Source organism: Spongisporangium articulatum, from assembly GCF_044465595.1.
GTDB lineage: Bacteria > Actinomycetota > Actinomycetes > Actinomycetales > Kineosporiaceae > Spongisporangium > Spongisporangium articulatum.
Map to the genome: position 1 here is coordinate 410,981 of NZ_JBITLV010000002.1, position 18,197 is coordinate 429,177.

19 protein-coding genes are annotated in these 18,197 nt (G+C 72.9%); 15 read left to right on the forward strand and 4 right to left on the reverse strand.

What is annotated here, in order from left to right:
• Positions 1 to 17: 17 nt before the first annotated feature.
• Together ACIB24_RS08080 and ACIB24_RS08085 are read left to right on the forward strand one after the other, a co-directional pair.
• Positions 18 to 788 (forward strand): TIGR03936 family radical SAM-associated protein, encoded by a 771-nt coding sequence (locus tag ACIB24_RS08080; protein WP_398277842.1) that lies wholly within the window; start codon positions 18 to 20, stop codon positions 786 to 788.
• Positions 789 to 935: 147 nt separating this feature from the next.
• Entirely contained in the window at positions 936 to 3,482 is a 2,547-nt protein-coding gene (locus tag ACIB24_RS08085) for an Rne/Rng family ribonuclease (RefSeq protein WP_398277845.1), read from the forward strand.
• Positions 3,483 to 3,569: 87 nt separating this feature from the next.
• On the opposite strand, the gene ACIB24_RS08090 is transcribed toward ACIB24_RS08085, so the two are convergent.
• Positions 3,570 to 4,475: an N-acetyltransferase gene (locus tag ACIB24_RS08090; RefSeq protein ID WP_398277847.1), complete on the reverse strand. Its 906-nt coding sequence runs from the start codon at positions 4,473 to 4,475 to the stop codon at positions 3,570 to 3,572.
• A gap of 200 nt (positions 4,476 to 4,675) precedes the next feature.
• Here ACIB24_RS08090 and rplU point away from each other — a divergent pair, with 200 nt between their 5' ends.
• The 7 genes from rplU (at position 4,676) to ACIB24_RS08125 (ending at position 10,645) form a co-directional block, all read left to right on the forward strand.
• Positions 4,676 to 4,984 (forward strand): 50S ribosomal protein L21, encoded by a 309-nt coding sequence (rplU, locus tag ACIB24_RS08095; RefSeq protein ID WP_398277850.1) that lies wholly within the window; start codon positions 4,676 to 4,678, stop codon positions 4,982 to 4,984.
• A gap of 12 nt (positions 4,985 to 4,996) precedes the next feature.
• Positions 4,997 to 5,254: a 50S ribosomal protein L27 gene (gene rpmA / locus ACIB24_RS08100; RefSeq protein ID WP_398277853.1), complete on the forward strand. Its 258-nt coding sequence runs from the start codon at positions 4,997 to 4,999 to the stop codon at positions 5,252 to 5,254.
• An 88-nt stretch (positions 5,255 to 5,342) separates the two neighbouring features.
• Positions 5,343 to 6,839: a GTPase ObgE gene (gene obgE / locus ACIB24_RS08105; protein WP_398277856.1), complete on the forward strand. Its 1,497-nt coding sequence runs from the start codon at positions 5,343 to 5,345 to the stop codon at positions 6,837 to 6,839.
• Complete coding sequence (gene proB / locus ACIB24_RS08110) at positions 6,836 to 7,999, forward strand: glutamate 5-kinase (RefSeq protein WP_398277859.1); 1,164 nt, start codon at positions 6,836 to 6,838, stop codon at positions 7,997 to 7,999. The genes obgE and proB overlap by 4 nt, the downstream gene beginning before the upstream one ends.
• Before the next feature lie 144 nt (positions 8,000 to 8,143).
• Positions 8,144 to 8,578 carry a hypothetical protein gene (locus ACIB24_RS08115; protein ID WP_398277862.1) on the forward strand — a complete coding sequence of 145 codons (435 nt, stop codon included), beginning with the start codon at positions 8,144 to 8,146 and terminating at the stop codon, positions 8,576 to 8,578.
• Positions 8,579 to 8,603: 25 nt separating this feature from the next.
• Positions 8,604 to 9,911, forward strand: a complete 1,308-nt coding sequence (locus ACIB24_RS08120; protein ID WP_398277865.1) for a glutamate-5-semialdehyde dehydrogenase — start codon at positions 8,604 to 8,606, stop codon at positions 9,909 to 9,911.
• A gap of 41 nt (positions 9,912 to 9,952) precedes the next feature.
• Positions 9,953 to 10,645 (forward strand): class I SAM-dependent methyltransferase, encoded by a 693-nt coding sequence (locus ACIB24_RS08125; protein ID WP_398277868.1) that lies wholly within the window; start codon positions 9,953 to 9,955, stop codon positions 10,643 to 10,645.
• Between the two features lie 98 nt (positions 10,646 to 10,743).
• On the opposite strand, the gene ACIB24_RS08130 is transcribed toward ACIB24_RS08125, so the two are convergent.
• Positions 10,744 to 11,703: a hypothetical protein gene (locus ACIB24_RS08130; RefSeq protein ID WP_398277871.1), complete on the reverse strand. Its 960-nt coding sequence runs from the start codon at positions 11,701 to 11,703 to the stop codon at positions 10,744 to 10,746.
• Between the two features lie 173 nt (positions 11,704 to 11,876).
• Positions 11,877 to 12,848: a glycosyltransferase family 2 protein gene (locus tag ACIB24_RS08135; protein ID WP_398277874.1), complete on the reverse strand. Its 972-nt coding sequence runs from the start codon at positions 12,846 to 12,848 to the stop codon at positions 11,877 to 11,879.
• Positions 12,849 to 12,930: 82 nt separating this feature from the next.
• Here ACIB24_RS08135 and ACIB24_RS08140 point away from each other — a divergent pair, with 82 nt between their 5' ends.
• Together ACIB24_RS08140 and nadD are read left to right on the forward strand one after the other, a co-directional pair.
• Entirely contained in the window at positions 12,931 to 13,080 is a 150-nt protein-coding gene (locus ACIB24_RS08140; protein WP_398277877.1) for a hypothetical protein, read from the forward strand.
• A 1-nt stretch (position 13,081) separates the two neighbouring features.
• Positions 13,082 to 13,696 (forward strand): nicotinate-nucleotide adenylyltransferase, encoded by a 615-nt coding sequence (gene nadD, locus ACIB24_RS08145; protein ID WP_398277880.1) that lies wholly within the window; start codon positions 13,082 to 13,084, stop codon positions 13,694 to 13,696.
• Here the strand turns inward: nadD and ACIB24_RS08150 are convergent.
• Positions 13,693 to 15,858, reverse strand: coding sequence for an MMPL family transporter (locus tag ACIB24_RS08150; RefSeq protein ID WP_398277883.1), 2,166 nt, complete (start codon positions 15,856 to 15,858; stop codon positions 13,693 to 13,695). The two genes, nadD and ACIB24_RS08150, sit on opposite strands and share 4 nt — an antisense overlap.
• Positions 15,859 to 16,053: 195 nt before the next feature.
• Here ACIB24_RS08150 and ACIB24_RS08155 point away from each other — a divergent pair, with 195 nt between their 5' ends.
• The 4 genes from ACIB24_RS08155 to ACIB24_RS08170 all read left to right on the forward strand — a co-directional run bounded on the left by ACIB24_RS08155 (position 16,054) and on the right by ACIB24_RS08170 (position 18,075).
• Positions 16,054 to 16,689: a hypothetical protein gene (locus ACIB24_RS08155; RefSeq protein ID WP_398277886.1), complete on the forward strand. Its 636-nt coding sequence runs from the start codon at positions 16,054 to 16,056 to the stop codon at positions 16,687 to 16,689.
• Complete coding sequence (locus ACIB24_RS08160; RefSeq protein ID WP_398277889.1) at positions 16,686 to 16,982, forward strand: transcriptional regulator; 297 nt, start codon at positions 16,686 to 16,688, stop codon at positions 16,980 to 16,982. Before ACIB24_RS08155 ends, ACIB24_RS08160 begins: the two co-directional genes overlap by 4 nt.
• An 88-nt stretch (positions 16,983 to 17,070) precedes the next feature.
• Positions 17,071 to 17,454: a ribosome silencing factor gene (gene rsfS, locus ACIB24_RS08165; RefSeq protein ID WP_398277892.1), complete on the forward strand. Its 384-nt coding sequence runs from the start codon at positions 17,071 to 17,073 to the stop codon at positions 17,452 to 17,454.
• A 3-nt stretch (positions 17,455 to 17,457) separates the two neighbouring features.
• Positions 17,458 to 18,075, forward strand: coding sequence for a histidine phosphatase family protein (locus tag ACIB24_RS08170; RefSeq protein WP_398277895.1), 618 nt, complete (start codon positions 17,458 to 17,460; stop codon positions 18,073 to 18,075).
• Positions 18,076 to 18,197: the final 122 nt, after the last annotated feature.

Below are 18,197 nucleotides of genomic sequence, written 5' to 3' on the forward strand. Positions count from 1 at the left end.
CGACTACCGTGACGACCATGGCACGCACCCCTGACGGACCGCCGCCGCCACCCCCGGTGCAGAAGTTGCGGCTGCGCCACGCCAAGCGCGGACGGCTGCGGTTCTCCAGCCACCGGGACTTCCAGCGGTCCCTGGAGCGCGCCCTGCGCCGGGCGAACGTGCCGATGGCCTACTCGGCCGGCTTCAACCCGCACCCCAAGATCAGCTTCGCCAACGCGGCCCCGACGGGCACGGCCAGCGAGGCCGAGTACCTGGAGATCTCCCTGGCCCGCCGCTGCGACCCGGAGGCGGTGCGCCTCGCGCTGGACGAGGCCCTACCACCGGGTCTGGACGTGCTGGAGTGCGTCGAGGCGGGGCCCGGCTCCCTCGCCGACCGGCTCGAGGCGAGCGTGTGGCGGATCGAACTCCCCGGCGTCCCGGTGGCCGACCCGAACCTGACCCGCGCGGTCACCACCCTGCTGGCCGCCGGCGAGGTGCAGGTCGAGCGGATGACCAAGAACGGCCGCCGCGCCTTCGACGCGCGCGGTGCGCTCCTGCAGCTGACCGAGACGCTCGAGTCGGACGAGGCATCAAGTTCCAGGCCTCCGTGTGCGATACTTCAAGCGGTCGTCCGGCACAGCACACCAGCCGTTCGACCCGACGATGTCCTAGCCGCGCTCCTCGCGGTGGCCGACTTCGCGCCTCCGTCACCACCTGTCGTGACGCGCCTGGCGCAGGGGCCGCTGGTCGAGGGAACCGGTTCGGTGGCGGATCCACTGGCTGCCGAGAAGGGCACCGTCGGCGCCTGACCTCCGCCGCCGCCCGGTCACCCCGGAACGGCGCGGTCCTGGCGTACCGACCTGGCTTCCGCGGCCCCCGACCGGGTGTCGCGACTGAAACCGCCCCGAGCGGCCCGGCGTGGTGTGACCGGAGCCCGGGGCTGAACGGGAGTACCCGTGACGTCCGATCACGAGTCCCACGAGGCCGAAGGCGCCTCAACCATCCCCTCCGCCGTGGAGCTGAACGTCCCGGGCCTGCCGCCCGCGGTCGACCCGCCCGGCGAGCCCTCCGCCGAGGAGCCGAAGAAGCCGGCCCGCCGCCGCGCCACGCGCGCCGCGAAGACCGTCCCGGCCCTCGACGACATCGCGTTGCCGCCGGCCCCCGACGAGGTGGCCGCCGCTCAGGGTGCCGAGGCGTCCGGGACCACCGAGAACTCCGGGGCCGAGAACACCGGGGCCGAGAACTCCGGGGCCGAGAACTCCGAGGCCCCCGCCAAGCGCACCCGCAGCCCGCGCAAGCGCACCACCCCCCGTCCGGCGCCCCGCGCCGAGGGTGAGGGCGACGACGCGGCCGAAGCTCCCGTCGTCCCCACGGACGAGCTGGGCGACACGCCCGGCGAGGCGGTGGCCGAGGAGCGCAAGCCCGCCCGCCGGTCGCGGCGCAAGGCCAGCGCGCCCACCACCGCGCCCGCCGCCGCGCCCGCCGCCGAGGCCGAGCCCACCGGAGCCGCCGAGCCCGAGCAGGCCGAGGACGCCGAGCCGGTCAAGGTCGTGCCCGCCGCCACCGCCCTGCTGTTCCAGGCTCCCGAGCCGACCGCCCGCCGTCCGCGCCGCGCCGCCAGCCGGCCCGCCGGTCCGCCGGTCCCGGTCGGGGTCGAGCCGGCCAACCCCGAGGACGAGGAGGAGTTCGACGCCGCGCAGGACGACGAACTCGCCGAGGAACTCGAGGAGACCGACGTCGAGACCGAGGCCGACGGCGAGGAGGCCGAGGACGCCGACGAGACCGACGAGGCCGCCGACGGTTCGCCCCGCCGCCGCCGTCGCCGCGGGGGCCGTGGCCGTCGCGGTCGGGGTCGCGGCGAGGGCGAGTCGGAGGACGGCGCCGAGGCGTCCGAGGGGTCCGAGTCCGAGGAGGGTGCCGAGGCGGCCGACGAGGCCGAGGCGTCCGAGGGGTCCGGCAGCAGCCGTCGCCGTCGTCGCCGCCGGCGCCGCGGCAACGGTGGTGGCGACGAGGGCAGCCCCGACGACCCGCCGAACACCGTCACCCGGGTGCGCGAGAGCCGCCGCGGCGGGGGCGACGACGAGGCCACCGGCATCAAGGGTTCGACCCGGCTGGAGGCGAAGAAGCAGCGCCGCCGCGAGGGCCGCGAGGCCGGCCGCCGCCGCCAGGTGATCAGCGAGGCCGAGTTCCTGGCCCGGCGCGAGAGCGTCGAGCGGGTGATGGTCGTGCGCGAGCGCGAGGGCCGCACCCAGATCGGCGTCCTCGAGGACAACGTGCTGGTCGAGCACTACGTCGCCCGGCGCACCCAGTCGTCGATGGTCGGCAACGTCTACCTCGGCCGGGTGCAGAACGTGCTCCCGAGCATGGAGGCCGCGTTCGTCGACATCGGCAAGGGCCGTAACGCCGTCCTGTACGCCGGCGAGGTCAACTGGGACCAGGCCGGACTCGACGGCCAGCCGCGGCGGATCGAGAACGCGCTGAAGGCCGGCGAGTCCGTGCTGGTGCAGGTCACGAAGGACCCGATCGGCCACAAGGGCGCCCGGCTGACCAGCCAGATCTCGATGCCCGGCCGCTACCTGGTCTACGTGCCCGAGGGCTCGATGACCGGCATCAGCCGCAAACTGCCCGAGAACGAGCGGGCCCGCCTGAAGAAGGTCCTGAAGGCCGTCGTGCCCGAGCACGCGGGCGTGATCGTCCGGACGGCCGCCGAGGGCGCCTCCGACGTCGAGCTGGAGCGCGACGTCGCCCGGCTGCAGGCGCAGTGGGACGACATCGAGAAGAAGGCCACCACGGCCAGCGCGCCGAGCCTGCTCTACGGCGAGCCGGACCTGGCGATCCGGGTGGTCCGCGACATCTTCAACGAGGACTTCAAGCAGCTGATCATCTCCGGCGACGAGGCCTGGGACACGCTGCAGGGCTACATCGGTCACGTCGCGCCGGACCTGGTCGACCGGCTGCAGCGCTGGGACGGTGAGGGCGACGTGTTCGCCGCCCACCGCATCGACGAGCAGCTGCACAAGGGCCTGGAGCGCAAGGTCTGGCTGCCGTCGGGCGGGTCGCTGGTCATCGACCGCACCGAGGCCATGACGGTCATCGACGTGAACACCGGGAAGTTCACCGGCTCCGGGGGCAACCTCGAGGAGACGGTCACCAAGAACAACCTGGAGGCCGCCGAGGAGGTCGTGCGCCAGCTGCGGCTGCGCGACATCGGCGGGATCATCGTCGTCGACTTCATCGACATGGTGCTGGAGTCGAACCGCGACCTGGTGCTGCGCCGCCTGCTGGAGTGCCTGGGCCGCGACCGGACCCGTCACCAGGTCGCCGAGGTGACCTCGCTCGGCCTGGTCCAGATGACCCGCAAGCGCGTCGGCCAGGGCCTGGTCGAGGTGTTCAGCGAGACCTGCGAGCACTGCGGCGGGCGGGGCCTGATCCTGCACGACGAACCGGTCGAGAAGAAGCAGGACGGCGGCGGCGGGGGAGGCCGTCGCGGCAAGAACAACTAGCGTTCGTGATCATGCAGAAAGTCCCCCTTCGTGGACGCGCCCCGAGAGGCGTGCTCACGTCAGGGGGACTTTCTGCATGATCACGAACTAGAGGGTGAGATCGCGGACCGTCCTCGTGAGGGGCCGGAAGCCGCACCCGCTCAGGAAGGGCGGCTCGGCGTCGTCCCCGCCATGCTCCGGCGGCAGCGTGTAGGCGAGCAGTCGACCCACCTCGCCCAGCCGTAACCACTCAGCGCCGGTGCCGAGCAGCCACCGGGCCACGCCCCGGCGCCGGAACCCCGCCTCGACCCAGAGGTTGCCGATGTCGGCCAGCCCGCCGTTGCGCGGGCGCTGTGACCCGGCGTCCAGCGTGGTGTCCAGCTCGACGAACCCGATCGTCCGGCCGACGAGGACGGCCGAGAACCGCACCCCCTGGACGCCGACCGCCCGGACCGCGCTCAGGCCCGGCAGGGGAGCGGGGCCGGGTTCCGGGAGGACGGAAACCGGGGCCAGCCAGACCGTCTCGACCCGGCCGTCCGAGGCGAACCCGGCGTCGCGCAGCGCGTCCAGGACGTGCGGCCACTGCTCGGGCACCCCGTACACGCCCGGGACCGGCAGCGTCCCGTCGGCGCCGACCACCCGCGAACCCCAGGCCCGGGCCACCCGCACGCAGGCCTCGAGGAGGCCGCGCCCGGCGTCCGGACCCCCGGGCTCGAAGACCAGCCATCGGATCGCGCCGACGCCTCGCAACCCGGCCGGGGCGGCGTCGTCCGGACTGAACCGCTGCAGGTGCGCGGCCCCGACCAGGCGCCGGTCCGCCTCGACCACCAGCGTCGCCCGGTCGACCACCCACGGGTCCTCGACCGGTTCGCGCGGCTCGCGTTCCAGCTGGGCGAGGAGGGTGGCCGTCGAGACGGAGGCGCCGGGGACGACGGCCGCCACGTGGGCGTTGACGAGGGCGGTCAACCCGTCGCGGTCGGGACGGGCGAAGGGCCGGACGGTGAAATCGGACATCATGGGCTCCCGGAGCAGGCGTGAAGACGGCCCGCTACCCGTGCGGCACGCTCGCCAGCCTACTGGTCTGCCGCCGGGGCCGGTGGGCCGGTTTGACCCTGCCCCCGGCCGATCCGTACTCTGGACGGCGGTGCGCCGCGCGCGCAGTTGGCGCGCGCCTGGGCAGCACCTCACGAGCATAAGTCGGAGAGTGATTTCACGTGTACGCGATCGTCCGCGCCGGCGGGCGCCAGGAGAAGGTCTCCGTAGGAGACGTGCTGATCGTCGACAAGGTCGCCGGTGAGCCGGGCGCCAGCATCGACCTCGTCCCGCTGCTGCTGGTCGACGGCGACACCGTGACCTCCGCGGCCGACGTGCTGGCCAAGGCCACCGTCAAGGCGGAGATCGTCGAGGCCGCCAAGGGCCCGAAGATCGTGATCCAGAAGTTCAAGAACAAGACCGGGTACAAGAAGCGCCAGGGCCACCGGCAGCAGCTGACCCGCATCCGCGTCACCAGCATCCAGAAGTAAGGGCGTAGCGAGATGGCACACAAGAAGGGCGCCAGTTCCAGCCGCAACGGCCGGGACTCCAACGCGCAGCGGCTCGGCGTGAAGCGGTTCGGCGGCCAGGTCGTGAAGTCCGGCGAGATCATCGTCCGCCAGCGGGGCACGCACTTCCACCCGGGCGAGAACGTGGGTCGCGGCAAGGACGACACCCTGTTCGCGCTCACCGCCGGTGCCGTGCAGTTCGGCACCCGGCGCGGTCGTCGCGTCATCGACATCGTCGTCCCGGCCGAGTAAGGGCCGACCCGGGCGAGAAGCAAGCATTCCGAGAGGGCGGGCCGGTTTCCGGCCCGCCCTTCTCTGTGTTCAGGAAGAGGGTAGGGCCGTGGTCACGTTCGTGGACCGGGTGACGCTGCACGTGGCAGCCGGTAGCGGCGGTAACGGTTGCGCCTCCGTGCACCGGGAGAAGTTCAAGCCGCTGGGCGGGCCCGACGGCGGCAACGGCGGGGACGGCGGCGACGTCGTCCTGGTCGTCGACCAGCAGACGACGACCCTGCTGGCCTACCACCACTCGCCGCACCGGGTCGCGAGCTCCGGCAAGGCCGGGCAGGGCAGCAACCGCAACGGCGCCCAGGGCGAGACCCTCGAGCTGCCGGTGCCGGACGGCACCGTGGTGAAGGGGCCGGACGGCGAGGTGCTGGCCGACCTGGTGGGCGCCGGAACCCGGTTCGTGGTCGCCGCCGGCGGCAAGGGCGGCCTCGGCAACGCGGCGCTGGCCTCGACCCGCCGCAAGGCGCCCGGGTTCGCGCTGCTCGGAGAGGCCGGTTGGTCCGGCGACGTCGTGCTGGAGCTGAAGACCGTCGCGGACGTCGGGCTGATCGGCTACCCGAGCGCCGGCAAGTCCAGCCTGATCGCGGCCGTCAGCGCGGCGCGCCCGAAGATCGCCGACTACCCGTTCACCACGCTGGTGCCGAACCTGGGCGTGGTGGAGGCGGGCGACGTCCGGTTCACCGTGGCCGACGTCCCGGGCCTGATCCCCGGTGCCAGCCAGGGCAAGGGCCTGGGCCTGGAGTTCCTGCGGCACGTCGAACGCTGCGCCGCGCTCGTGCACGTGCTCGACTGCGCGACCCTCGAACCCGGCCGTGACCCGCTCAGCGACCTCGACGTGATCGAGGCCGAGCTGGCCGCCTACCCGGTCGACGAGGGCACCCTGCCCCTGACCGACCGGCCGCGGCTCGTCGTCCTGCACAAGGTCGACGTGCCCGAGGCGCGCGAGTTGGCCGAACTGGTCCGGCCCGACCTGGAGGCCCGGGGCCTGCAGGTCTTCGAGGTGTCCAGCGCCAGCCACGAGGGCCTGCGCGAGCTGGCGTTCGCGATGGCGCGCATCGTCGCCGAGGCCCGGGCGGCCGCCGAGACCGTGGTCGCCCCGCGGGTCATCATCCGGCCGAAGGCCGTGGACGACGCCGGGTTCGACGTCACGGTGCAGCGCGGCGGGGACGGCCAGGAGTTTTTCAAGATCACCGGGGCCAAGCCCGAGCGCTGGGTCCGGCAGACCGACTTCACCAACGACGAGGCCGTCGGCTTCCTCGCCGACCGGCTGGCGCGGCTCGGCGTCGAGGAGGCGCTCGTGGCCGCCGGGGCGGTCGCCGGGGCCGAGGTCGTCGTCGGGGACGTCGTCTTCGACTGGGAACCCACGCTGACGGCCGCCGCGAGCGCGGCCAGCCCGCGCGGCACCGACATCCGGCTCGACGAGACCCACCGGCCCACCCGCGACGAGAAGCGCGAGGAGTACGAGTCGCGCCGGGTCGCCCGCCGCGAGGCCCGCGCCGAGCTGGACGAGGAGCGTCGCGCCGGTCACTGGACCGCCGAGGACGAGGCGTGACGCCCCTGGGCGACCGGTCCGAGCGGGGCTGGTTGCTCCAGGCCCAGCGGATCGTGGTCAAGGTCGGCTCGTCGTCGCTGACCCGGGCCGCCGGTGGGGACATCGACCACCAGCGGGTGCAGGCCGTCGTCGACGCGTTGGCCGGCAGCCGTGGGCAGGGGCGGGAGGTGGTCCTGGTGTCCTCCGGCGCGATCGCCGCGGGACTCCTGCCGCTGGCGCTGACGATCCGCCCCAAGGACCTGGCCACCCAGCAGGCGGCCGCCTCGGTCGGCCAGGGCCTTCTGATGGCGCAGTACACAACGGCTTTCGCGCAGCACGGGCTCACCGCCGGGCAGGTGCTGCTGACCGCCGACGACGTCATCCGGCGCTCGCACTACGCCAACGCGCGGCGCACCCTGACCCGGTTGCTCGACCTCGGCGTGGTGCCGGTGGTGAACGAGAACGACACGGTGGCCACCGACGAGATCCGGTTCGGCGACAACGACCGGCTGGCCGCGCTCGTCGCGCACCTCGTCCGGGCCGACGCGCTCGTGCTGCTGTCCGACGTCGATGCGCTGTACACCGGGCCGCCGTCGCAGCCGGGCGTCCGGCGGATCGAGCGGGTGTCCGGGCCCGCCGACCTGGCCGACGTGAACATCGGCAAGGTCGGCAGCGCCGTCGGCACCGGGGGCATGGTGACCAAGGTCGAGGCCGCCTCGATCGCGGCCACGGCCGGCATCCCGACCCTGCTGACCTCGACCGACCAGGTCGAGGCCGGGCTGGCCGGCGAACCGGTCGGCACCTGGTTCGCCGCCCGCGGCTCGCGCCAGGCGTCGCGCCTGCTCTGGCTCGCGCACGCGGCCCGCGCGGCCGGGAAGCTCTGGCTGGACGACGGCGCCGTGGCGGCCGTGGTGCAGCGCCGGATGTCGCTGCTGCCCGCCGGAGTGACCCGGGTGGACGGCAAGTTCACCGCCGGGGACGCCGTCGACCTGCTCGACCCGGCCGGCCGGGCCGTGGCGCGGGGGCTGGTGAACTTCGACGCGAAGGAGGTCCCGGCCCTGCTCGGGCGCTCCACCCGCGACCTGGCCCGGGAACTCGGCGAGGGGTACTCGCGCGAACTCGTGCACCGGGACGACCTCGTCCTGCTCCAGGCGCGAACGGCGGTTGGGCCGGGCGGGTGACGGCAGGGCTGGGTGTTTCACGGGAGCAGGCTGTGATTTCGGCGGTTCGCTGCTGATTATCAAGACGCGGGGGGCAACGTCTGGTCAGATGTACCCATGGTCGACGCTTCCGATGACGCGGTGCCGCAGGCACCGACGTCGTGCGTGCGTCGAAAGCACTTGGAACGCCACGGGTTGGAGACCGAGCCTCTCGGTGACGGCCCGCTGGAGGCCGGCGTCCGCCCGCTGTGGCTGGTCACCGTGACCCTCAGCGGCGGCGTCCTGGCCCTCGACCGGGTGCGTTACGGGCTGGGGCTGCTGAACGAGACCCGCGCCTTCCTGGTCTCCACCCGCTACGACGAGCACCACGCCGAGATCCGCTACTGGGACGAGGGTGACACGGTCGCCGAGACCACCCGCCAGGCGCTGGAACTGTGGGGCGATGAGGACGTCGAGGACGTCCTGCCCGGCTGGACGCTGTACGGCCTGAGCGTGGTCGACCGCGGCGCGGCCCGCAGCCAGTGGGTGGCCGGTGAGCACCCGCGTGTGGTGGCCCTCGGCGAGATCGTCCCGTTCGACGACTACGCCCAGCTCGCCTGAACTCCCGCGGGTTAGCCTGGGTGCCATGAGCACCACCGAGATCGACACGCCCACCTCGACCGGCAGCTCGACCGAGGCCGTCCTCGAGGTCTGCCGCCGCGCCCGCGAGGCCTCCCGCGCCCTCGCCCTGGCCGCCCGCAGCGACAAGGACCGGGCCCTGCACGCGATCGCCGACGGCCTCGTGGCGGCAGGCGAGGCGATCGTCGCCGCCAACGGGCGCGACCTGGAACGTGGGCGCGCCGAAGGGCTTCCGCCGAACCTGCTGGACCGGCTCGCGCTGGATGCCGACCGGGTCGCCGCCATCGCCGCGGCCGTGCGCGACGTCGCCGCCCTGCCCGACCCGGTCGGCGAGGTGGTCCGCGGGTCGACCCTGCCGAACGGGCTGCGGCTGCGCCAGGTCCGGGTGCCGATGGGCGTCATCGGGATGGTCTACGAGGCCCGGCCCAACGTCACGGTGGACGCGTCGGCCCTGGCCCTCAAGAGCGGCAACGCCGCCGTGCTGCGCGGTGGGTCCGCGGCGCTGGAGAGCAACGCCGTCCTGGTCGAGGTGATCCGCGCCGGGCTGGAGTCGGTCGGGCTGCCCGCCGACGCCGTCCAGACGATCGACGCCTGGGGGCGGGACGGCGTCCAGACCCTGATGCGGGCCCGTGGCCTCGTCGACCTGCTGATCCCGCGGGGGGGAGCGGGGCTGATCCGCACCGTGGTCGAGAACGCCACCGTGCCGGTGATCGAGACAGGCACGGGCAACTGCCACGTGTACGTCGACGCGAGCGCCGACCTGGCCCAGGCCCTGGCGGTCACCCTGAACGCCAAGACCCGCCGGACCAGCGTCTGCAACGCCGCCGAGACCCTGCTCGTCCATGCCGCGGCGGCCGCCGAGTTCCTGCCGCTGGCCCTGCCCGCACTCGCCGAGGCCGGCGTCCGGCTGCACGTCGACGACCGGGCGGCGGCGCTCGCCGCGTCCGCGGGCGTGGCCACCGAGCCCGCGACGGACGAGGACTGGGCCGCCGAGTACCTCGCGCTGGAGCTGGCCGTGGGCGTCGTCGACGACCTGGACGGCGCGATCGACCATGTCCGGCGCTGGTCCAGCGGTCACACCGAGGCGATCTGCACCACGGACCTGCGGGCCGCCGACCGGTTCACCGCCGAGGTCGACTCGGCCGTGGTCATGGTCAACGCCTCGACCGCCTTCACGGACGGCGCCCAGTTCGGGCTGGGCGCCGAGGTCGGTATCTCCACCCAGAAGCTGCACGCCCGGGGGCCGATGGGCCTGGCCGAGCTCACCTCGACCAAGTGGATCGTCTCGGGGGACGGCCAGGTGCGGCCCCGGTAGTCTGACGTGTCCGAACCGGCCGTCACGGGAGTTCACGCAGCATGGAAGCGACCGAGGTCCGCAAGCTCACCGAGCTGGAGGACCGCCACTGGTGGTACCGCGAGCGGCGCCGCCTGCTGGCCCGATCGATCGCCGACCTGACCCCGGGGAAGGCCCTGGACGTCGGGGCCGCCGGGGGCGGGAACACCCGGGTGCTGCGGGCCCACGGCTGGACGGCGGCCGCGCTGGAGTTCGGCGAGGAGGGCGCGGGCGTGTGCGCCGAGCGGGGCCTGCCCGTGCTGCGCGCCGATGCGACCCGGCTGCCCCTGGCCCCCGGGTCGCTGGACCTCGTGGTGGCGTTCGACGTGCTGGAGCACCTGGACGACGACAAGGCCGCGGCCACGGGCGTTTTCGAGGCGCTGAGGCCCGGCGGGCACTTCCTGGTCGCGGTGCCCGCGGACCCACGACTGTGGTCGGCGCACGACGACGCCGTCGGACATGTGCGTCGCTACACCCGTCAGACGCTGACCGAGCTGCTGACCGGCGCCGGGTTCGAGCTGGGCCCGATGCAGAGCTGGAACGTGCTGCTGCGCCCGGTCGTGGCCCTGCGCCGCCGCTCGTCGACCGGCTCGGACCTCGACCACCTGCCCGGTGTCGTGAACTTCGGCCTGCACACGATCGTGGCCGCCGAGCGGTACCTGCCGGTGAAGAACCTCCCCGGCGTGAGTCTGCTGGTCCGCTGCACGCGCCCCTGACCCGCCAGGCCCGACCCCCGTGGGCACGGTGTCACACAGTGCTCACCGGGTGGTTGCCGTGTCACACCGTGCCCACCGTCGACGGTGCCGTGACCAGGTCACGCCGCGCGTCGCACCGTCCACCCCGTAGGTAGGGATCGGCGCCCCACGGTCCTCAGGAAGGCCGCCGTCTCGGCCGCGAACTCGTCGGGTGTCTCGATGACCTCGACGGGCGCGAACGAGATCACGGGGATGCCCCTGACGGTCAGGGTCCGCTGGCGCCGTCGGGTTCGATGCCAGTCGGCGGGGCGCAGGTGCCAGGCGCGTGAATCGATCTCCAGCGCAGCGCACGACTCGACCCAGAAGGCGTCCGGAGTGAGGAACGCGCTGCCGTCCGGCCTCAGCAGGGTCGCGTTCCACCAGGGTGGTGTCACGCCGTGCGCCGCGAGCGCCTCCCGGGCCTTGGCCTCAGCCACCGAACGAACGCCGTCGGAGACCTCGGCCACCACGCTGCGACCTCCGGCCGTGCGTTGACGCGGCGCAGCCCTCAGCTCCTCGCCCAGTTCCACGATCCCGCAGAGGCGCTCCTGCACCACCGCCGCGATCAGGCCGCGAACGTCGTCGAGCTTCTCCGCGAACCGGCTCGAGTCGATCGTGGCCCGGGCCGGCGGCGCCAGGGGAACTCCCCGCCGGAGGACGGCGGGCGGCAGTCGCCTGCTGCGCTCGATGCGGGCGAACCCGAACAACGACCGTTGGCGTTCGACCGGCGTCAGGAGATGGATCGTCGACGGCAGTGTGAGCCGACCACCGGCCGCCCGAATCGCGTCGGGCCCGGTCACGACGGCGCCCTCGCCGGCGTAGGCGAGAGCCCCGAGGATCAGTTCCCGCCGGGTGGGTGTTCCTCGGTGGGCCAGAACGACCCCGGGGAGCAGTCGCTGCCAGGGCCCGGTCGGTGAGATGCGCCGGGTGATGCCCGACGGCGAGAGACCCAGCTCCCGTAGGGCGGCATGCGTGACCACTCGCTCCGCGTCCACGACGGCTCCGTGCAGCCGGTCGGCGTCGAATCCTCGTCTGGCCATGTCGGGATGCTGCCGCGCCCCCAGGCCTCACTCGGGTCCGGCGGCCGAAACCTGTGGAAAGGCGGCCATCGGCGAGGGTGTGGACGACAGGACGAGCGGGCCACCGGTGGGCACGGTGCCACACCGTGCTCACCAGGTGGTCGTTGTGTCACACCGTGCCCATGGGGCGCCGGTCAGCTGTCGTCGTCCGCCGAGTCGTAGGCGATGTGGTACGTCGGACGACCCTGCAGTTGGGTGTAGAGCCGCCCCACGTACTCGCCGAGCAGCCCCAGGCACAGCAGCTGCACGGCCCCGACGGCGGCCACGGCCACGAACGTCGACGTCCAGCCGGGCACGGTGTGGTCGGTCAGGAACGCGATGAACGCGAACACCAGCATCAGCGCCGTCGCCGCCGCCCCACCGAGCCCGAACCAGGTGGCCAGCCGCAGGGGCGCCACGCTGAACCCGGTCAGGCTGTCGACGGACAGCCGCAGCATCTTCGACAGCGGGTACTTCGTCGTCCCGGCCGCCCGTTCGGCCCGGACGTAGCCCACGGTCGTGCTCGGAAAGCCGAGCGCCGGGATGGCCAGCCGCAGCACGCGGTTGGCCTCCGGCAGCCGGTTGATCGCGTCGACGGTGGCCCGGCTCATCAGCCGGAAGTCACCCGCGTCGGCCGGGACGTGCCCCCCGACCAACCGGCGCATCACGCGGTAGTAGGCCCGCGCCGTCCCGCGCTTGAAGAAGGAGTCGGTGCTGCGGTCGGACCGGACCCCGTAGACCACGTCGGACGACGTCTCCTCGGCCGCCGCGAGCATCGCGGCCAGCGTCTCGGGCGGGTCCTGCAGGTCGGCGTCGATGCTGGCGACCCACCGGCCTCGGGCCCGCATCAGCCCGGCGGACAGGGCGGCCTGATGCCCCGCGTTGACCCGCAGCCGGACGACGCGCAGCTGGGCCCAGTCCCGGCGGGCCTTCTCCAGCAGCGCCGGCGTCGTGTCCCGGCTCCCGTCGTCCACCACCAGCACCTCGTAGGTGCGCCCGAGGTCGTCCAGCACCGGCCGCAGCCGCGCGACGAAGAGTTCGACGACGTCCTGTTCGTCGTACATGGGGACGACGACGCTCAGCTCGGGCGCCAAGTCCTGGGGACGCGCCGGGGTCGGGGAGGTCACCCCCCGAGGGTAGTGGGACGGGTCCGTGCGACACTTCGTGGTCGCAGGCTCATCGAGTTTTCCAAGGGAAGGACCCGAGCTGATGTTGGCTCTCACGCTGGCCGCCGCCGCCGAGCAGACCGAGCGCGAGCTGCCCGCTCCCACGTGGGCGTTCGGGGTGGGCGCCCTGGCCGTGTTCGCCCTGCTCTTCATGGTGACGTGGTTCTTCCGCGGCAACAGCAGCAAGCACTGAGGTGATCGACCCGCCGGCGGGCATCTCCCAGGAGGCGCCGCGCCGGATCGGCGTGATGGGTGGCACGTTCGACCCCATCCACCACGGGCACCTGGTCGCGGCCAGCGAGGTCGGCAGCCGGTTCCACCTCGACGAGGTGGTCTTCGTGCCGACCGGTCAGCCGTGGCAGAAGGCCGACCGCGACGTCACGCCCGCCGAGCACCGGTACCTGATGACCGTCATCGCGACGGCGTCCAACCCGCGGTTCACGGTCAGCCGGGTCGACATCGACCGGCCGGGCGTCACGTACACCGTCGACACGTTGCGCGACCTGGCCAAGCAGAACCCGGGCGCCGAGCTGTTCTTCATCACGGGGGCCGACGCGCTGGAGCAGATCCTGTCCTGGAAGGACAGCGAGGAGCTGTTCTCGCTCGCGTACTTCATCGGGGTCACGCGCCCCGGGCACGACCTCGACGGGTCGCACCTGCCGCCGGACCGGGTGCGGCTGCTGGAGGTCCCCGCCCTGGCGATCTCCTCGACCGACTGCCGGGCCCGCGTCGCCGCCGGGGACCCGGTCTGGTACCTGGTCCCCGACGGCGTCGTGCAGTACATCAACAAGCACCGCCTCTACACCTAGGCGGGGAGCAACTCCTTCTCCTCCTCGGCCCGGACGACGGGTGCGGGCTCGGCGGGAGCCGCGCCCTCGACGTCCAGGTGCGGCAGCACCCGGTCCAGCCAGCCCGGCAGCCACCAGTTGGCCCGGCCCAGGAGGGCCATCGTCGACGGCACCAGGATCATCCGCACGATCGTGGCGTCGATCAGGATGGCCGAGGCCAGCCCGACGCCGATCATCTTGATCACGACACCCGGGTCGAGCGCGAAGCCGAGGAACACGCAGACCATGATCGCGGCGGCGCTGGTGATCACCCGGCCGGTCGAGGCCAGGCCCCGGATCACCGAACCGTGTGCGTCACCGGTGGCCAGGTAGTCCTCGCGGATCCGGGACAGTAGGAACACCTCGTAGTCCATGCTCAGCCCGAACAGGATGGCGAACATCATGATCGGCACCCAGCTGGACACCGGGACGGCGTGCGGCAGGCCGAGAAGTTCTGCGCCCCAACCCCACTGGAACACCGCGACCATCAGCCCGTAGGCCGCGGCCACCGACAGCAGGTTCATCAGCGCCGCCTTCACGGCCACCACGACCGAGCGGAACACGGTGGTCAGGAACAGCAGCGACAGGGCCACGATGAACGCGACCACGAGCCAGAGCCGCGTCGACAGCTGGGCCGAGATGTCGGCCAGCACCGGCATCGTGCCCGTGACGTACGTTCCGTCGGGCAGCACGTCGGCCCGGATGCGCGTCAGCAGGGCGGTGGTGCGCACGTCGTCCGGCGAGGTGGTCGGTTCGACCACGATCAGGGCGGCCGCGCCGTCCGGGCTGGTCACCGGCCCGTAGGTCGAGGCGACCCCCGGGACGGCGCCGAGCGCCGCCGTCAGCCCCGGCAGTTGCGCGGGGCTCACCCGGGTGGTGTCGACGGCGACCACCATCGGACCGTTGGCACCGACGCCGAACTCGGCGGCGGTCAGGTCGTAGGCGCGGCGCACGGTGTTGGACGTGGGCTCGGTGCCGGCGTCCTGCGGGAAGGTGCGCATGTCGAGCACCGGAGCGGCGAGGGCGAGCAGCACGACCAGCGCGCCGAGCGCCCAGGCCAGCGGACGCCGTCCGACCATCGCGGCCCACCGGTGGGTCGCCGTCTCCTTGACCACCTCGTGTCCGGTGACGAAGTCACCGGCGAGCACGCGGGCCCGGTCGGCCTTGCGCAGGACGCGCGGCCCGGCCAGGCCGCACAGTGCGGGCACCAGGGTCACCGAGGCGATCATGATGGCCAGGACGACGAGCGCCGTCGCGTAGCCGACCGTCGAATAGGTGTTCAGCCCGGCCAGTTTCAGACCCAGCAGGGAGACCAGCACGGTGGTTCCGGCCAGGATCACCGACAGGCCGGCGGTGGCGTTGGCCCGGGCGGCCGCGGCCCGGCGGTCGAGGCCCGCCTTCAGGCCCTCGGCGAACCGGGTGACCAGCAGCAGCGCGTAGTCGATGCCGACGCCGAGCCCGACCATCGAGGCGACCGTCGAGCAGAACGTGCTCATCGACGTGACCGACGCCAGCAGGGTGACGCCTGCCGACCCGATGCCCAGGCCGAACAGGGCGACCACGAGTGGCAGCGCGGCGGCGAGCGCGGAACCGAAGGCGATGACCAGGATGATCAGCGCCGCGACGATGCCGACCAGTTCCGCGATCCCGCTCGGGGCGCCGGCGTTCTCGTGCACGAAGCCGCCGTACTCGACGGTCAGCCCGGCGTCCTGCAAGGGCTTTCCGGCCGCCTCCAGCGGCGCGGTCCCCTCGGTGCCCTGGAACTCGGTGACCGGGACGTCGTAGTGGACGCCGACCAGCGCGGTGTCGCCGTCGGCCGACAGGCGCGTGGCGTCGAGCTCCGCGACGTGCGGGATGGCGGCGAGCCGGGTGCGCAGGCCGTCGACGGCGCTCGCGGCCACCGGACCGTGCTCGCTGTGGACGACGATCCGCGCGTCGGCACCGGACTGCGCCGGGAAGTGCCGCACGAGCAGGTCGGTCCCGGCCTGCGACTCGGTGCCGGGGACGTTGTAGTCGTCGGCCGCGGTCCCGCCGAACGCGCCGGCCAGGCCGAACGCGACGACGAAGGCCACGACCCAGGCGGCGACGGTGCGCCACGGGTGGGCGGCGGTCGATCCGCCGATGCGGGCCAGCAGGGTGCTCATGATCGTTTCCCTCCGAGGAAGTCAGCGTGGTGCTCTCGCCGACGAGGTTGCTCGGGGAGCTTGGTGATCGACTTGTGGGCCGCTTGCGGGTCGACTTGGGACGTGACTTGAAGTCGCCAGGCCTTGTGATGGCGAGAACTTTGCGATACAAACTTAGAGTACTTTGAAGCGCAAAGTTGAGAGGGATGAGTGGCGATGATCGATGAGGCGACGAGTGCCGAAGCGGCGAGCGACGACCCGGGGGAGCGGCTGGCTCTGCTGGACGCCGAGCGGGCTCGGGTGACGCGGGCGCTGCAGCCCGACCCCCGGGTGATCTACGGGACGTGGGGCCTGGCCTGGCTGGTCGGCTTCCTGGTGTTCTGGTCGAGCGCGTCGGCGAGTTCTCCGGTGGACACCCCGGTGGCGCTCGCGGCGGTGGTCTACGGGGTCTGCATCCTGGGGGCGATCGTGCTGACGGTCGTGCACATCTCGCGGCGCACGGCGGGGCGGCGCGGGGTGTCGAGCACGATCGGGGCGATGTACGGGTGGGCGTGGTTCGCCGCCCTGGTCGCCGAGGCAGCGATCATCAACGCGCTCTACCAGTACGGCGTCGACCGGAACGTGGGAGCCATTCTCTGGTGCACGATCTCGGGTCTCGTGGTGGGCACGCTGTACATGGCCGGCGGGGCGATCTGGCAGGACTGGCTGCAGTTCCGGCTCGGCGTCTGGGTGCTGCTGACCAGTGCGGTCGCCGCCTTCGCGGGGTACCCGTCGGTGTACCTGGTGATGGGGTTCATGGGTGGCGGCGGCTTCCTGCTGGCGGCCCTCTACTACGCGGTGCGGCGGGCATGACGCTTCCCGATCTGGACCCGGTGATCCACCCGGCGGGGCGGCTGAAGGTCACCGCGACCCTCGCCGCCCTGCCCCGGGGTGACCGGCTGGCCTTCCCGCGACTGCAGAAGCTGCTGGACATGACGGCCGGCAACCTGTCCACCCACCTGCGCAAGCTGGAGGAGGCCGGGTACGTGGCGGTCGACAAGACCCACGAGGGCCGCACGCCCGTCACGTACCTGTCCCTCACGCCCGTCGGCCGTCGCGCCCTGGAGGACTACACCGCCGCTCTGCGCGCCCTGCTGGAGGGGTGAACCCGGCGAGTGTCCTCGAAAGTGCGCACGGTAGGGCGGAAGCGTGCACCCACGAGGGCACTCGCCCGGTCGTGAGAGGGTGGACGCCGTGAGCGCATCGGAACGGGCCCTGGAACTGGCGGAGGTCGCCGCGCGGGCGGCGTCGGACAAGCTGGCGAACGACATCGCCGCCATCGACGTCAGCGAGCACCTCGTGATCACCGACGTGTTCGTGCTCGCCTCGGCGGCGAACGACCGGCAGGTGAAGGCCGTCGTCGAGGCCGTCGAGGAGGCGCTGCTGAAGGTGGGCGCCAAGCCGATCCGGCGCGAGGGCGAGCGCGACGGCCGGTGGGTGCTGCTCGACTTCGGCGACATCGTCGTCCATGTGCAGCACGCCGAGGAGCGCGAGTTCTACTCGCTGGAGCGGCTCTGGCGGGACTGCCCGCCGGTCCAGTTGCCCGCCGACGTGGTCGGCGCCCCCTCGGAGAACTGAGCCGTGGCAGCCGATTTCGTGGTACTGCTGCGCCACGGCCGGACGGCGTCCAACCACGAGGGCCGCTGGCAGGGGCAGCTGGACGTGCCGCTGGACGAGGTGGGTGCCGGTCAGGCCGTGGCCGCGTCGAAAGCCCTGGCCGCGCTGCTGGAGGGGCTCGACGGCAAGGTCCGGCTCGTCTCCTCCGACCTGTCCCGGGCGTCGGCCACCGCCGGCGCGCTCGCCGAGACCCTCGGCGTCGACCTCGAGCTCGACCCGCGGCTGCGGGAGACGGACGCCGGGAACTGGCAGGGCCTGACCGCCGCCGAGATCACCGCGCAGTGGCCCGAGGAGTACGAGGCCTGGCGGGCCGGGCGCGACGTGCCGTTGGGTGGCGCCGAGACCCGCTCCCAGGCCGGGGCGCGGGCGGCCGCGTGCATCGCCGAGCTGGAGGAGGCGCAGGACGGCGGCACGCTCGTCTGCGTCTCCCACGGCGCGGCCCTGCGTGGGGCCGTCTGCGAGCTCGCCGGGCTGGGCTGGGAGGCCACCGCGGCCTTCGAGCCGATCGGCAACTGCCACTGGGTGGTCATGCGCAGGACCGTGCGAGGCTGGCGGATCGTTACGTACAACCAGGGCGTCTAACTGGCACTAACGCCTTCACTATTACAAGTTATGGACGACAACTTGTACTAACGAGGTCGTCAGTGCCCTTTGGAGGCGGTCCGGTCCCCTCGAGCAGGCGGTCCGGTCGGTGGCCGTGCTCG

Coding starts and splice junctions, on each gene's coding strand:
- ACIB24_RS08080 (WP_398277842.1), top strand. CDS start 18: ATGGCACGCACCCCTGACGGACCGCCGCCGCCACCCCCGGTGCAGAAG.
- ACIB24_RS08090 (WP_398277847.1), bottom strand. CDS start 4,475: ATGTCCGATTTCACCGTCCGGCCCTTCGCCCGTCCCGACCGCGACGGG.
- rpmA (WP_398277853.1), top strand. CDS start 4,997: ATGGCACACAAGAAGGGCGCCAGTTCCAGCCGCAACGGCCGGGACTCC.
- ACIB24_RS08120 (WP_398277865.1), top strand. CDS start 8,604: ATGAGCACCACCGAGATCGACACGCCCACCTCGACCGGCAGCTCGACC.
- ACIB24_RS08125 (WP_398277868.1), top strand. CDS start 9,953: ATGGAAGCGACCGAGGTCCGCAAGCTCACCGAGCTGGAGGACCGCCAC.
- ACIB24_RS08130 (WP_398277871.1), bottom strand. CDS start 11,703: ATGGCCAGACGAGGATTCGACGCCGACCGGCTGCACGGAGCCGTCGTG.
- ACIB24_RS08140 (WP_398277877.1), top strand. CDS start 12,931: ATGTTGGCTCTCACGCTGGCCGCCGCCGCCGAGCAGACCGAGCGCGAG.
- ACIB24_RS08150 (WP_398277883.1), bottom strand. CDS start 15,858: ATGAGCACCCTGCTGGCCCGCATCGGCGGATCGACCGCCGCCCACCCG.
- ACIB24_RS08155 (WP_398277886.1), top strand. CDS start 16,054: ATGATCGATGAGGCGACGAGTGCCGAAGCGGCGAGCGACGACCCGGGG.
- ACIB24_RS08160 (WP_398277889.1), top strand. CDS start 16,686: ATGACGCTTCCCGATCTGGACCCGGTGATCCACCCGGCGGGGCGGCTG.